Below are 13,021 nucleotides of genomic sequence, written 5' to 3' on the forward strand. Positions count from 1 at the left end.
TGACGCTAGCGGCCGAGAAAGCCCAGGACTAGCTCCCTGTACTTCTCAGGCGCCTCGAGGAAGACGAGATGGCCGGTGTCCGGGATCACCTCGGCCCGCGCATTCGGCATCTTCGCCGCGAGTGCCTTCGCCAGCTCGGCGTTCTCTCCCATTTTCGCGCGCAGCGCCTCCGGCGCGTTCGGCCGGCCCGGAGCGTTGTGGTCGTCGGCGCCCATGATGAATAGCGTCGGCTCGGTGATCAGTGCGATCTCGTGCGCCACCGGCTCACGATAGATCATCTGGCCGGAACTGACGAAGGCACGCAGCCAGCGCGGATAATCCGGGCTGCCCTTGATGTTGAAGCGGGCGTCGATGTACGGCGTGATCGCGTCCGGCGGCAGCTTGATCGCATAATTGGTCTGAAGCTGCTTGCGATAGCCATCGGCCGTGAGCTTGTCCTCGGTCTCGATGATCTTCTCGGTCGGCGTCGGCGGTACATAGAGGCGGTAATCTTCCAGCCCGATCGGGGCCGTCAGAACAAGGTGGGCGACGCGGTCGGGAAAGGCGCGGGCGATGCGGACGCCCAGCATGCCGCCGAGCGAATGGGCGACGATCTCGGCCTTGTCGATGTTGAGGTGATCGAGCAGCGCGATGGTGTTGCGCGCCAGATTGTCGAAATGCAATTCGCCGATCGGCTTGGAAGATTTGCCGAAGCCGATCTGGTCCGGCACCACAACACGGAAGCCGGCCTCGCTCAGCATCTTGATAACAGGCGCCCAGTAGCTCGACGGGAAATTGCGCCCGTGCAGCAGCACGACGGTGCGGCCGTTCGGCTGCGCAGGCGGCACGTCCATATAGGCGATGCTGAGCTGCTCGCTGTCATTGATCAGAGGCAGCAGGTGCACGGGATAGGGATAGGCAAAGCCTTCGAGCGCGATGCCGTAGGGTTCGCGCGGGGCGGTGTCGGCGGCGTGGGATGTAAGAGGAGCGGCGAGAAGAGCCGTGCAAAGCACGGCCGGGAGGAGGCGGATCATTGAAGGCTCTGAGTCATGTTGGCGCTAGGAGACACATTCTCCGTCATGCCCGGGCTTGGCCCGCCTGCGCGGCCGAAGCCGCTTCGGCGAGGCGAAGGCCCGGGCATCCACGTGGTGCCACGCAAACTGCACTAAAGACGTGGATGGCCGGGTCAAGCCCGGCCATGACGACGAGAGACGCTTACACGCGCTTGTGTTCAGTCCTTCGCAGTCCCGAACAACGCGGCAAACTGCTTCTCGCCGGTGCGCGTAAAATTCACCACGCGGCTGCCGGGCGTGGCGTCGCGGGCAGCCCATTTCAGCTCGGCGAAACGCTGCATCATGGCGGCGCCCAGCGTGCCCGCGAGATGGTGACGCCGCTCGCTCCAGTCGAGGCAGGCCTTGCAGACCGGCCGGCGGGGATGGGCGAGCATGTCGGGCGAGATCTGCAAATGCTTCGCCAGGAACCGCTCGCCCTCGGCCGTCAGCTCAATCTCTTGCTTCTTCTGCCTGACCAGGTTTTGCGCGCGGAGGGTGTCGAGCATCTGCACGCCGAGATCGCCGGCGAGATGGTCGTAGCAGATCCGGGCACGCCGCAGCGCCGGATCCTTCGGCCCGGTGCGCACGCGCATATGGCCGGTCCGCGCGGCGAGGCCCGCAAGCCCCTCCAGCACCCCGGCGACATCGTCGTCGGTGAGGCGGTAGTAGCGGTGGCGGCCCTGCTTCTCCGGCTCGATCAGGCCACCGGCCTCGAGCTTGGAAAGATGCGAGCTCGCGGTCTGCGGCGTGATGCCGGCCTCCTGCGCCAGCTCGCTCGCGGTGAGCGCGCGGCCGTTCATCAGCGCCGTGAGCATGTTGGCGCGTGCGGGATCGCCGACGAGCGAGGCGATCATGGCGATGTCGGGACCTGATTTCATGCTTCGATGGTAGCCGAAGCATTGCGGTCGGGCAAGCGCGTAGCGTGGGGTTGTTCGTCATTGCGAGGCGCGAAGCGACGACGCAATCCAGGCTGCCTCCGCAGAGGGATTCCTGGATTGCTTCGCTGCGCTCGCAATGGCGGTGTGGAACCAGAGGAGCCCATCATGTCCGTCACCGTCTTCATCCGCTACCAGCTCGATCCCTTCAAGCGCGCGCAGTTCGAGGAGTATTCGAAGCGCTGGCTCACCATCATCCCGAAATGCGGCGGCGATCTGATCGGCTATTTCATGCCGCACGAGGGCACCAACAACATCGCGTTTGCGCTGATTACCTTCGAGAGTCTGGCTGCGTATGAGGCCTATCGCGCCCGGCTGCGTCAGGATACGGAAGGCATGGCCAACTTCCACTTCGCCGAGGAGCACAAATTCATCCTCGCGGAAGAGCGCACGTTTCTGCGCCAAGTGGTTTTGTAAGTGCTATCGTAGGCCATCAACGACAGGAGAGACGCCCATGATCGCCGTGATCTTCGAGGTCTGGCCGAAGCCGGAACACCGCCAGGATTATTTCGACCTCGCGGCCGACCTCAAGCCGATCCTGCAAACCATCGACGGCTTCATCTCGGTCGAGCGTTTCGAAAGCCTGACCGAGAAGGGCAAGATCTTATCGGTGTCGTTCTGGCGGGACGAGGCGGCCGTGCAAGCCTGGCGCAACACGATGGAGCATCGCCGCACCCAGGCCAAGGGCCGCGCGAAAATCTTCGCCGATTATCACTTGCGTATCGCCAGCGTCATCCGTGACTACAGCATGAATGATCGCGAGCAGGCGCCAAAGGACAGCCGCGCGGTGCACGACGCGCACTAGCGCTCGTGGCGGCACGTCCCCATCTCTGCGCGGCCAACAAGGGAGAGAAACATGCACGTGACAACTGCTGACAAGCGCGCGGCCTTCAGGAAGCTGCACGAGAGCGGCTGCTTCATCCTGCCCAATCCGGTCGACGTCGGCAGCGCGAAAGCGTTGCAGCATCTCGGTTTCAAGGCACTCGCGTCGTCGAGTGCGGGCTTTGCCTGGACCATCGGCAAAGCCGACAACCACGTCACCGTCGAGGACGTTTGTCAGCATCTGGCGGCATTGAGCACGTCGGTCGACATCCCCGTGAACGCTGATTTCGAGGGCGGCTTTGCGGTCGAGCCGCACCAGGTCGCGGACAATGTCGATCGCTGTGTGCGCACCGGCGTTGCCGGCCTGTCGATCGAGGATTCCACCGGAGACAAGGACAAGCCGATCTACGAGCGCGCGCTCGCAGTCGAGCGCATCAAGGCATCGCGCAAGGCGATCGGCGATAGCGGCGTGCTGCTGGTCGGCCGCTGCGAGGCCGATCTGTGGGGCGTGACCGACCTCAAGTTGGTCATCGACCGGCTGACGGCCTACGCAGATGCTGGCGCCGATTGCCTTTACGCGCCGGGCCTGAAGGGCCGCGAGGACATCGCCGCGGTGGTGAAGGCTGTCGCACCCAAACCGTTCAACCTGTTGATCGGCGGCTCCGGGCTGTCATTGCAGGAAGCTGCCGATCTTGGCGTGCGCCGGATCAGCGTCGGCGGTTCACTCGCTCGCGCCGCCTGGGGCGGCTTCATGCGGGCCGCGAAGGAAATGGCGGAGAAGGGGACCTTCGCGGAGCTGGCGAGCGGCTATCCCGGCGGCGAGCTCAACAAGATGTTCAGCTAAGACAAACGAAAGCGACGGGATCTGAATCCCGCCGCTGTTGCATATTGTTGCAATTCGTTACTTCGCGCCGTCAGCGGGTGCCGGCGTATCCGGGGCCGCCTTGCTCGGCGCGGCGCCCGTGGTCACGCCCGGCCCGGTATTGGTGCGCGGCGTCACGTCGCGCATGCCGGGAGGTGCGGCCGGATTGGTGGCCGGTGCCTGCTGCGCTGTCTGCGTCGCCGGCGTGGTGCTGGCCTGGTTGCTGGTGCCGGTGTTGTTCAGGCCGTAGAATACGGCACCCAGCACCAAGGCGATTGCCACTGCGAACAGGGCTACTTTGCCGCTGGAGGCGGGGCCTTCGCCAAGCTCCGGGTCGACCTGAAGCTGGGCATCCCGTCGCGCCGCATTGCGATACTCATCATCGGCGAGATTCGGGCGGTACGGATCGTTGATAAAACGGTCGTCAGCCATCGATTGGTTCTCCTCGATCATTGCGGCGGGACAACCCGTGGATGCGAGATTCTGTTCCGCCCTCCTTAATGCTTTCGTCGCATGTTGCGCCCGCGGCGGGAATCGGGAACCTGTTCGCTGGGGAACCTGACGCGTAAGCTCCGCTGACGGAAGGGAACAAAGCGATGTGGAGCTTGCCGCCGAGCGATTATAGCGTGCTGCATCTGTTGTCGCTGGTTGCGGTCGCGGCGCAAGGCATGACCGCCGCGCTCGCTGCCGGCCGCCGCAGCATGGATTGGCTCGGCGTCTGCTTCCTCGGCTGCATCACGGCGCTCGGCGGCGGCACCTTGCGCGATCTCTTCCTGGGGCATTATCCGTTGGCCTGGGTGCAGAACCCCATCTACCTCGCACTGGCCGGAGGCGCCGCCTTCCTCACCATCCTGATGGCGCGCCTGGTGCACCGGCTGAAACTGGCCTTCATCGTGCTCGATGCCATCGGCCTCGTCGTCTTCACCATGACCGGCTGCGACATCGCCTGGCAGATGGATGCCACGCTGCCGATCGTCATCGTCTCCGGCATGGTGACCGGTTGCGCCGGCGGCGTGTTGCGCGACGTGCTCTGCAACGACGTGCCGCTGCTGTTCCGCTCCGAGCTCTACGCCAGCGTCTCGGTGGTGACGGGATTGTTCTATGCCACCGCGTTCGGTCTTAAGCTGAACGCCGAGCTCTGGACCATTTTGACATTCGTCCTCGGCATCAGCTTCCGCCTGCTGGCGGTGCGCTACAAATGGGAGATGCCGAAATTCGTCTTCACGGAAGAGGAGGAGCGGGAGCCTTGAGCTACGGCTCCTGCTTCCGCGCCCTCGCCACCTGCGCCGGCGTCACCAGCGGCGCGGCGTTGCCCCAGGAATTGCGGATGTAGTTCGTCACCGCCGCGATCTCTGCGTCGGACAGCTGGTTGGAATAGGCCGGCATCTCCCCGGTGTTGGGCGCGCGCGGGGTCGTCACGGTGTGGGCGCCGTCGAGGATGATGCGCAAGGTCGAGGACGGATTGACCGATTGCAGCAGCGCGTTGGCGGGCAGCGGCGGATAGATGCGCGGTGCGCCGGATCCGTCGGCCTCGTGGCAGGCGATGCAGAACTTGGCGTAGATGGCCTGGCCGGCCTTCATCTCGGCATCGTCAGGCGGCGTCACGATCGTCTCACGCCGTGCCGGCGGCAGGTTCTTCAGGTAAACCGCGATCGCGCGCACGTCGGCATCGCTCATCTTCGAAGTCGAATTGACGACCACCTCCGCCATCAGCCCGCTGGCATGGCTCCTGGCGTTGCGCCCGCTCTGAAGATATTCCGTGATGTCTTCGACACTCCACGATTTCAGCCCGGTGCGGGCGGCGCCATCGAGCCGTGGCGCGTACCAGCCGCCCACCTCGTTGCCCGCGAGGGCCTGCGCCTGCTTGTCCGCGCCAAAATAGTTCTTCGGCGTATGGCAGGCGCCGCAATGACCGAGCCCGGTGACGAGATAGCCGCCCCGATTCCACGCCGCGCTCTGGCTCTGGTCCGGTTCGAACAGGCCGGGTTTGAAATAGACCATGTTCCAGATCCGCATCAGGCCGCGATAGCCAAACGGCCAGCGTAGTTCCGGCGGCTTGTTGCGGCTGGTGACGGCCGCGAGCGTTCCGAGATAGGCCCGGATCGCCAGCGTGTCGTCCTTCGTCATCCGCGTGAAATAGGGGTAGGGGAACGCCGGGTAATAGTTGGAGCCGTCTGGGGCGACACCGGTGCGCACGGCGCGAGTGAAATCGGTGTCGGTCCAGGCGCCGATGCCGGTGTCGCGGTCCGGCGTCAGGTTTGGGGCATAGATCGCGCCGAATGGTGTGTCGATGCGCTTTCCGCCCGCGAACGGTTTGGCGGGATCGGCGGTGTGGCAGCCGGCACAGTCGCCGGCCTCCACCAGCGACTTGCCGTAGGCGATCAGCTCCGGTGACGGCTCGGCGGCGCCGGCCGCGCTCGCAACCGCACTGCACAACGCCAGGCCCACGAGAGCCAGGCCAGTGAGAATCGTCCGCATCGAAAGCCTCTCCTGCGACCCATCGACGCCGCCGGATGACGGGGCGTCAATTCGTTGCGCGACGGCGGGGGTATGGTGACACAAAATGAAAATCGCGGATGCCAATGCAGCCACGAAATTGCGATTTTTACCCGGCGCTCCCTTTGGTCCAGAATTGTGATGCGGAGCGTGAAATATCTGACATAGAGTGGCGGAAATGGTCGGCGCGCCCTAGCTAAAAACAACGGGCAGGCAACGGCTTAAGCAGCCAAGCGCTCAAAAGGGCGGAAGAGGACATAATGGGCATCAACCAGGGTCCGATCAGTCTCGATCAGAAATACACCCAGGACACCGGACATATTTTCACGACGGGCATTCAGGCCCTGGTCCGGCTGCCGATGGCCCAGATCCGGCGCGACCGTGCCGCGGGATTGAACACCGCCGGCTTCATCTCCGGCTATCGCGGCTCGCCGCTCGGCGGCTATGACCAGCAGCTCTTCGCCGCGCGCAAGCATCTCGAGCAGTACAACATCAAGTTCCAGCCCGGCGTGAACGAGGATCTGGCCGCGACCGCGGTCTGGGGCTCGCAGCAGCTCAACCTCTCGCCGGGCGCCAAGTATGACGGCGTGGTCGGCATCTGGTACGGCAAGGGCCCCGGCGTCGATCGCTGCGGCGACGTCTTCCGCCACGGCAATGCCGCGGGCTCCGCCAAGAACGGCGGCGTCTTGTGTCTCGCCGGCGACGACCACGGCGCAAAATCCTCGACGGTCCCGCATCAATCCGACCACGCCTTCATGTCGGCGCTGATGCCCTATCTCTACCCGTCGAGCGTACACGAGATGATCGAGATGGGTCTTCTGGGTATCGCGATGTCGCGCTACTCGGGCTGCTGGGTCGGCATGAAGGTGATCACGGAGACGGTGGAGACCACCGCCGAGATCGACCTCACCGACGAGATGACGCCGTTCGTGATCCCGACCGATTTCGAGATGCCCGAAGGCGGCCTCAATCTGCGCTGGCCCGACGACCGCTTCGCCCAGGACCGCCGCCTGCAGGACTACAAGGGCTTTGCCGCGATCGCCTTTGCACGCGCCAACAAGGTCAATCGCGTCACCATGGACTCGCCCAACGCCCGCTACGGCATCATGGCGTCCGGCAAGAGCTACGAGGATATCCGTCAGGCGCTGCGCGAGCTCGGGATCACGCCCGAGGTCGCCGCCAAGATCGGACTTCGATTGTACAAGATCGGCATGCCGTGGCCTCTGGAGCCGGAAGGCGTCAGGCAATTCGCTGTAGGACTCGAGGAAATCTTCATCATCGAAGAGCGCCGCGAGATCGTCGAGAACCAAGTGAAGCAGGAGCTGTTCAACTGGCGCGACGATGTCCGTCCCCGCATTATCGGCAAGATGGACGATCACGACAAGCGCTTCCTTCCCTTTGCCGAAGAACTCAGCGTCGCCTCGCTGGCGAGCTCGCTGACCGAGCGGCTGCTTCGACTTGATCTCAATCCCGAAATTGCAACGATGCTGCGCGCCAAGGCCGATTGGTTCAACGGCCGCCAGGCGTCGCAAATGCAGGCGACCGCGCCTGTCGCCCGCACCCCGTATTTCTGCTCCGGCTGCCCGCACAACACCTCGACCAAGGTGCCCGAAGGCAGTCGCGCCTTTGCCGGCATCGGGTGCCACTTCATGGCACTGTGGATGGATCGCTCCACCGAGACCTTCACCCACATGGGCGGCGAGGGTGTGCCGTGGGTCGGCGTTGCCCCCTTCACAAAGGAAGAGCACGTCTTCGCCAATCTCGGCGACGGCACGTATTTCCACTCCGGCAGCCTCGCGATCCGCCAGGCGATCGCCTCCGGCGCCAACATCACCTATAAGATCCTCTACAACGACGCGACCGCGATGACCGGCGGCCAGCATGTCGACGGGGAATTGTCGCCGCAGCAGATCACCTTCCAGCTACACAGCGAAGGCATCCGCGAGATCTATCTGGTCTCAGAAAATCCCGACGCCTATCCGGCGAACGAGATCGCGCCCGGCGTCAAGACCGCGCATCGTGACGAACTCGACGCGGTCCAGAAGACCCTGCGGAAGGTCAAGGGCGCGTCCGCGATCGTGTTCGTGCAGACTTGCGCCGCCGAGAAGCGGCGCCGCCGCAAGCGCGGCACGATGGAGGATCCGGCGCGCCGTGTGCTGATCAATCCTGCAGTGTGTGAAGGCTGCGGCGATTGCTCGGTGCAATCGAACTGCATTTCGGTCGAGCCGCTCGAGACCGAGTTCGGCCGCAAGCGCGCCATCAACCAGTCGACCTGCAACAAGGATTATTCCTGCGTCAAAGGCTTTTGCCCGTCCTTCGTCACCGTCGATGGCGGCAAGATGCGCAAGCGCGCGCCGGCGGGCGTCGGCGATATCGGCGATCTGCCTGAGCCGGCATCGCGCCCCAACCTGGACAAGCCCTACAACATCGCTGTCGGCGGCGTGGGCGGGACCGGCGTGCTGACGATCGGCGCGCTGCTCGGCATGGCCGCCCATATCGAGGGCAAGGCCTCGATGATCCTCGACATGTCGGGCCTGGCGCAGAAGGGCGGGGCGGTGCTGAGCCACGTCCGCCTGTCCGATCATCCGGCCGAGGTGACCTGCTCGCGCATCGTCACCGGTACGGCCGATGTGGTGCTCGCAGCCGATGAGGTGGTCGCGGTTGCCAAGGACACCATCTCGCTCTGCGACAGCAGCCGCACCAGCGGCATCATCAACAGCCACGTCATTCCCACCGCCGACTTCGTCCTCAACCGCGATTTCAACTTCCAGACCCGCAAGCTGAACGGGTTGCTGGAAACCGCGCTGCACAAGGACTCGGTATTCTTCGACTTCACCAAGCCGGCCGAACAGCTGCTCGGCGACAGCATCGCCACCAACATGATGATGATGGGCTACGCCTATCAGAAGGGCCTCTTGCCGTTGTCAGCGGAGTCGATCGAGCAGGCGATCGAGGTAAACGGCGTCTCGATCAAGATGAACAAGGAAGCCTTCCGCCTCGGCCGCCTCGCGGTCGCCGATCCCGCACGGCTTGCCGGCATGCTGAAGGGAACGGATGAGGTCGTTGCGCCCAAGTCCCTGGACGCAATGACGCTCGACGAGGTCATCGAGCATCGCACCAGGCATCTCACGGCGTACCAGAACGGCCGCCTCGCGAAACGCTACCGCAAGCTGGTCGATCAGGTCAGCGACGTCGCCAGGCAGGGCGGCTATGACGAGGCGCTGACCCGCGCCGTTGCGGTCAACTACGCCAAGCTGCTGGCCTACAAGGACGAATACGAGGTCGCGCGCCTCTACACCGATGGCGCGTTCGAAAAGCAGCTCCGCGACCAGTTCGAAGGCGACTTCAAGTTCAACTTCAACCTGGCCCCGCCCATTCTGAGCAGGGGCGTCGATGCGCTCGGCCGCCCGAAGAAGCGCGCCTTCGGCCCGTGGATGCTTCCGGTGTTCCGCGTGCTGGCAAAATTCAAGTTCCTGCGCGGCACGCCGCTCGACATCTTCGGTCGCAGTGCCGACCGCAAGCTCGAGCGCGATCTGATCGCCGGCTACGAGAAGGACGTCGCCACCGTGCTCGGCCTGCTGTCGCCGCTGACGATCGATACCGCGGTGGAGCTGCTCTCGCTGCCCGACCGCATCCGCGGCTACGGCCCGGTGAAGGAGAAGGCCGTAGCAGACGCCAAGGCCCGCTACGCCCAGCTCGCCGCCGACCTCGCGAACCCGCCGCCGGCGCCGAGGCAGATCGCGGCGGAGTAGAATTTTCGTGGGGTGGACTCGCTAATCCACCCTGCAAATTCCTGTTTGAAATCAACCACCGTTCTACTGTGCATGGGGTTGTTTTCGCAAAAAAACATTTTTCGATAAAACGAAATCCCTTGTGCCGTCGGGCAAAACAGCTTTAGGGTTCTGCCCGTCGTTCCCATCATTGCGAGCGCAGCGAAGCAATTCCAGAGTGCGTCCGTGGAAAGATTCCTGGATTGCTTCGCTGCGCTCGCAACGACGACTGCGGCAGCAGGGCCTTCCACCGCACCTCGGATGATGCGGCGGCCATTTGCGCCAGCCCGCTGCCCTCTCGCCCGACGGAATATTTCCGCGCTTGCCAACAGGGCGGCAGCGGTTCAGAAAAAACCGGAAGTGAGAAACGCCAGCGGAGACCTTATTTGACCATCAAGGGCAAGGCCTACATTGCCGGGATCTACGAACACCCGACCCGGCACGCGCCGGACAAATCCGCCGCGCAACTCCATGCCGAGGTCGCCAAGGGCGCGATCGAGGATGCCGGGCTCAGCAAGGACGATGTCGACGGCTATTTCTGCGCGGGCGACGCCCCGGGCGGCGCCTGGCCGATGGTTGATTATCTCGGGCTGAACACCAAAAAACTGCGCCATGTCGATTCCACCGAGACCGGCGGCTGTTCCTACATCATCCATCTCGGCCATGCCGCTGAAGCGATCGCCGCGGGCAAGTGCTCGATCGCGCTGATCACGCTGGCCGGCAAGCCGCGCACAGGGCCGATGCCGCCGCGCGCGGCGGGCGCCGAGGCCGATTTCGAGACGGCTTACGGCGCGACCACGCACAATGCCTATGGCATGTGTGCCATGCGCCACATGCACGACTATGGCACCACCAGCGAGCAGCTCGCCTGGATCAAGGTCGCGGCCTCGCACCATGCGCAATACAATCCGCATGCGATGCTCAAGGACGTCGTGACCGTCGAGGACGTCCTGAACTCGCCGATGATCTCTGATCCCTTGCATCGCATGGATTGCTGCGTGGTCTCCGACGGCGGCGGCGCGCTAATCGTGACCACGCCTGAAATCGCCAAGAGCCTGAAGAAGCCTCTGGTCAAGCTGATCGGACATGGCGAGGCGATGAAGGGCCCGCGCGGCGGCAAGGATCTCGACCTCACATACTCCGCCGGCATCTGGTCCGGCCCGCGTGCCTTCGAGGAAGCCGGCATCACGCCGAAGGACATCAAATACGCCTCGATCTACGACAGCTTCACCATCACCGTCCTGATGCAGCTCGAAGACCTCGGCTTCTGCAAGAAAGGTGAGGGCGGCAAGTTCGTCGCCGACGGCAATCTGATCTCGGGCGTCGGCAAGCTGCCGTTCAACACCGATGGCGGTGGCCTCTGCAGCAACCATCCCGTCAATCGCGGCGGCATGACCAAGATCCTCGAGGCCGTGCGGCAACTGCGCGGCGAGGCGCATCCGAAGGTGCAGGTCAAGAATTGCGATCTCGCCATCGCCCACGGCACCGGCGGGCTTTTGGGTGTTCGCCACGCCGCCTCGACGGCCATTCTGGAGCGCGTGTGATGAGCGAAGCCAAGAAATATCCGGCCCCGGTGACGAACCCTGAGACAGCCGCGTTCTGGGATGCGGCCAAAGAGGGCAGGTTCATGATCAAGCGCTGCATCGCGTGCGGCGAGGCGCACTATTTCCCGCGTGCGATCTGCCCGTTCTGCTACTCCGACAAGACGGTGTGGGAGGAGTCTTCGGGCGAGGGTACGATCTACACCTACAGCTTGATGCGGAAGTCGCCGACCGGCCCTTACGCGATCGGCTACGTCACGCTGAAGGAAGGCCCATCGCTCCAGACCAATTTCGTCGATTGCGATTTGACGACGTTGAAGATCGGCCAGAAGGTGAAGGTGGTGTTCAAGCCGACCGACGGCGCGCCATTGCCGTTCTTTACGCCGGCGTAGTCGCTTTCTTCCCTTCTCCCCTTGCGGGAGAAGGTGGCGCGAAGCGCCGGATGAGGGGTCTCTCTCCACCGAGAGATTGTTCGATGCGGAGCGAACCCCTCACCCAAACGAGTTTGTTGCGAGCACCTTGGACCCCTCTCCCGCAAGGGGAGAGGGCGCATCAATGGGCGCCGCCATTCGCTGAAACTGCCGGGAGGAAACAACAAAAATGTCCGCCAGATACGACGAACTCAAAGGCCTCAAAAACCTCGGCCAGAAATATGCCTACACCGACCGCGAAGTGATGCTCTATGCCTACGGCATTGGGCTTGGCGCCGATCCGATGGACGAGAACGAGCTCGCCTTCGTCAACGAGGGCACGCTGACGCCGCGACCGCTCAAGGTGGTGCCGACTTTTGCATCCGTCGCCGCGTGGGGCGCGGGGCCTGGCGAGATGAACCTCAACCGCGTGATGGTGGTGGACGGCGAGCGCGACATCACCTTCCACCAGCCACTACCGGTCGCCGCGCACATCACCGCCGATTCCTCCGTGGTCGAAGTCTACGACAAGGGCAAGGACAAGGGCGTGGTCATCAGCCATCAGACCGTGCTCAAGAACGAGAACGGCGAGAAGCTGGCAACTCTGGTCGCCTCCCGCTTCGCCCGCGGCGACGGCGGCTTTGGCGGGCCGAACCTGACCCAGCCGGATCCGCACAAGAGCCCGTCCCGCGCACCCGACACGACCATCGACATCGTGACGCGTCCCGACCAGGCGCTGGTCTATCGTCTCTGCGGCGATCGCAACCCGCTGCACTCCGACCCTGAGTTCGCGAAGAAGGCCGGCTTCCCACGTCCGATCCTGCACGGCATGTGCACGTACGGCATCACCTGCCGCGGCGTGCTCCAGACCTACGCCGACTACGACGCCTCCGCCGTCCGCCAGCACGTCGCGCGGTTCTCCTCGCCGGTCTATCCCGGCGAGACCGTGACCATGGACCTCTGGAAGGACGGTAGCGTGATCTCGTTCGAAGCCAAGGTAAAGTCGCGCGGCGTCACTGTGATCAAGAACGGCAAGACGGTGCTGGGGTGATGATGCCGCTCGACGCGCTCTGAGTTATTTCGTCATGCCCGGGCTTGTCCCGGGCATCCACGTTCTTCGCGCGGTTGGCGATCAAGTTCGTGGATGGGGGGGG

General features: G+C 64.0%; 12 protein-coding genes. 8 read left to right on the forward strand and 4 right to left on the reverse strand.

The features are described from left to right. Positions 1–5: 5 nt before the first annotated feature. Positions 6–1,013 carry an alpha/beta hydrolase gene (locus IVB13_RS33200; protein WP_276578411.1) on the reverse strand — a complete coding sequence of 336 codons (1,008 nt, stop codon included), beginning with the start codon at positions 1,011–1,013 and terminating at the stop codon, positions 6–8. Positions 1,014–1,210: 197 nt separating this feature from the next. Continuing rightward, positions 1,211–1,909 (reverse strand): winged helix-turn-helix domain-containing protein, encoded by a 699-nt coding sequence (locus IVB13_RS33205; RefSeq protein WP_018456488.1) that lies wholly within the window; start codon positions 1,907–1,909, stop codon positions 1,211–1,213. 165 nt (positions 1,910–2,074) lie between these two features. Between IVB13_RS33205 and IVB13_RS33210 the strand changes: the two genes are divergently transcribed. The 3 genes from IVB13_RS33210 to IVB13_RS33220 are packed head-to-tail and all read left to right on the forward strand — an operon-like array spanning position 2,075 to position 3,632. Further along, positions 2,075–2,383, forward strand: a complete 309-nt coding sequence (locus IVB13_RS33210; protein WP_007603076.1) for an NIPSNAP family protein — start codon at positions 2,075–2,077, stop codon at positions 2,381–2,383. 37 nt (positions 2,384–2,420) lie between these two features. Continuing rightward, positions 2,421–2,771 (forward strand): antibiotic biosynthesis monooxygenase, encoded by a 351-nt coding sequence (locus tag IVB13_RS33215; protein ID WP_018456489.1) that lies wholly within the window; start codon positions 2,421–2,423, stop codon positions 2,769–2,771. 51 nt (positions 2,772–2,822) lie between these two features. Then, on the forward strand, positions 2,823–3,632 hold the full coding sequence (locus IVB13_RS33220; RefSeq protein ID WP_247491363.1) for an isocitrate lyase/phosphoenolpyruvate mutase family protein: 810 nt from the start codon (positions 2,823–2,825) through the stop codon (positions 3,630–3,632). A gap of 57 nt (positions 3,633–3,689) precedes the next feature. On the opposite strand, the gene IVB13_RS33225 is transcribed toward IVB13_RS33220, so the two are convergent. Further along, a complete protein-coding gene (locus IVB13_RS33225) occupies positions 3,690–4,082 on the reverse strand; it encodes a hypothetical protein (protein WP_018456491.1) in 393 nt (130 codons plus the stop codon). Between the two features lie 164 nt (positions 4,083–4,246). Between IVB13_RS33225 and IVB13_RS33230 the strand changes: the two genes are divergently transcribed. Next, positions 4,247–4,900, forward strand: coding sequence for a trimeric intracellular cation channel family protein (locus IVB13_RS33230; RefSeq protein ID WP_085351305.1), 654 nt, complete (start codon positions 4,247–4,249; stop codon positions 4,898–4,900). 1 nt (position 4,901) lies between these two features. Here IVB13_RS33230 and IVB13_RS33235 read toward each other — a convergent pair whose 3' ends face one another. After that, complete coding sequence (locus IVB13_RS33235; protein ID WP_018456493.1) at positions 4,902–6,128, reverse strand: c-type cytochrome; 1,227 nt, start codon at positions 6,126–6,128, stop codon at positions 4,902–4,904. 278 nt (positions 6,129–6,406) lie between these two features. Here IVB13_RS33235 and IVB13_RS33240 point away from each other — a divergent pair, with 278 nt between their 5' ends. From IVB13_RS33240 to IVB13_RS33255, 4 genes are all read left to right on the forward strand, one after another. Further along, positions 6,407–9,898, forward strand: a complete 3,492-nt coding sequence (locus IVB13_RS33240) for an indolepyruvate ferredoxin oxidoreductase family protein (protein ID WP_247491365.1) — start codon at positions 6,407–6,409, stop codon at positions 9,896–9,898. Between the two features lie 404 nt (positions 9,899–10,302). Continuing rightward, positions 10,303–11,460, forward strand: a complete 1,158-nt coding sequence (locus tag IVB13_RS33245) for a thiolase domain-containing protein (protein WP_247491367.1) — start codon at positions 10,303–10,305, stop codon at positions 11,458–11,460. Continuing rightward, complete coding sequence (locus IVB13_RS33250; protein ID WP_247491369.1) at positions 11,460–11,849, forward strand: OB-fold domain-containing protein; 390 nt, start codon at positions 11,460–11,462, stop codon at positions 11,847–11,849. The genes IVB13_RS33245 and IVB13_RS33250 overlap by 1 nt, the downstream gene beginning before the upstream one ends. Before the next feature lie 208 nt (positions 11,850–12,057). Then, positions 12,058–12,918 carry a MaoC family dehydratase gene (locus IVB13_RS33255; protein ID WP_247491371.1) on the forward strand — a complete coding sequence of 287 codons (861 nt, stop codon included), beginning with the start codon at positions 12,058–12,060 and terminating at the stop codon, positions 12,916–12,918. Positions 12,919–13,021 lie beyond the last annotated feature (103 nt).

Origin of the sequence: Bradyrhizobium sp. 17 (genome assembly GCF_023073515.1) — a bacterium.
Classification (GTDB): domain Bacteria; phylum Pseudomonadota; class Alphaproteobacteria; order Rhizobiales; family Xanthobacteraceae; genus Bradyrhizobium; species Bradyrhizobium canariense_D.

What these genes read in the sequence shown, in the direction of transcription:
- IVB13_RS33200 (WP_276578411.1), bottom strand. Translation starts at nt 1,013, where the DNA reads ATGATCCGCCTCCTCCCGGCCGTGCTTTGCACGGCTCTTCTCGCCGCT.
- IVB13_RS33205 (WP_018456488.1), bottom strand. Translation starts at nt 1,909, where the DNA reads ATGAAATCAGGTCCCGACATCGCCATGATCGCCTCGCTCGTCGGCGAT.
- IVB13_RS33210 (WP_007603076.1), top strand. Translation starts at nt 2,075, where the DNA reads ATGTCCGTCACCGTCTTCATCCGCTACCAGCTCGATCCCTTCAAGCGC.
- IVB13_RS33215 (WP_018456489.1), top strand. Translation starts at nt 2,421, where the DNA reads ATGATCGCCGTGATCTTCGAGGTCTGGCCGAAGCCGGAACACCGCCAG.
- IVB13_RS33220 (WP_247491363.1), top strand. Translation starts at nt 2,823, where the DNA reads ATGCACGTGACAACTGCTGACAAGCGCGCGGCCTTCAGGAAGCTGCAC.
- IVB13_RS33225 (WP_018456491.1), bottom strand. Translation starts at nt 4,082, where the DNA reads ATGGCTGACGACCGTTTTATCAACGATCCGTACCGCCCGAATCTCGCC.
- IVB13_RS33230 (WP_085351305.1), top strand. Translation starts at nt 4,247, where the DNA reads ATGTGGAGCTTGCCGCCGAGCGATTATAGCGTGCTGCATCTGTTGTCG.
- IVB13_RS33235 (WP_018456493.1), bottom strand. Translation starts at nt 6,128, where the DNA reads ATGCGGACGATTCTCACTGGCCTGGCTCTCGTGGGCCTGGCGTTGTGC.
- IVB13_RS33240 (WP_247491365.1), top strand. Translation starts at nt 6,407, where the DNA reads ATGGGCATCAACCAGGGTCCGATCAGTCTCGATCAGAAATACACCCAG.
- IVB13_RS33250 (WP_247491369.1), top strand. Translation starts at nt 11,460, where the DNA reads ATGAGCGAAGCCAAGAAATATCCGGCCCCGGTGACGAACCCTGAGACA.
- IVB13_RS33255 (WP_247491371.1), top strand. Translation starts at nt 12,058, where the DNA reads ATGTCCGCCAGATACGACGAACTCAAAGGCCTCAAAAACCTCGGCCAG.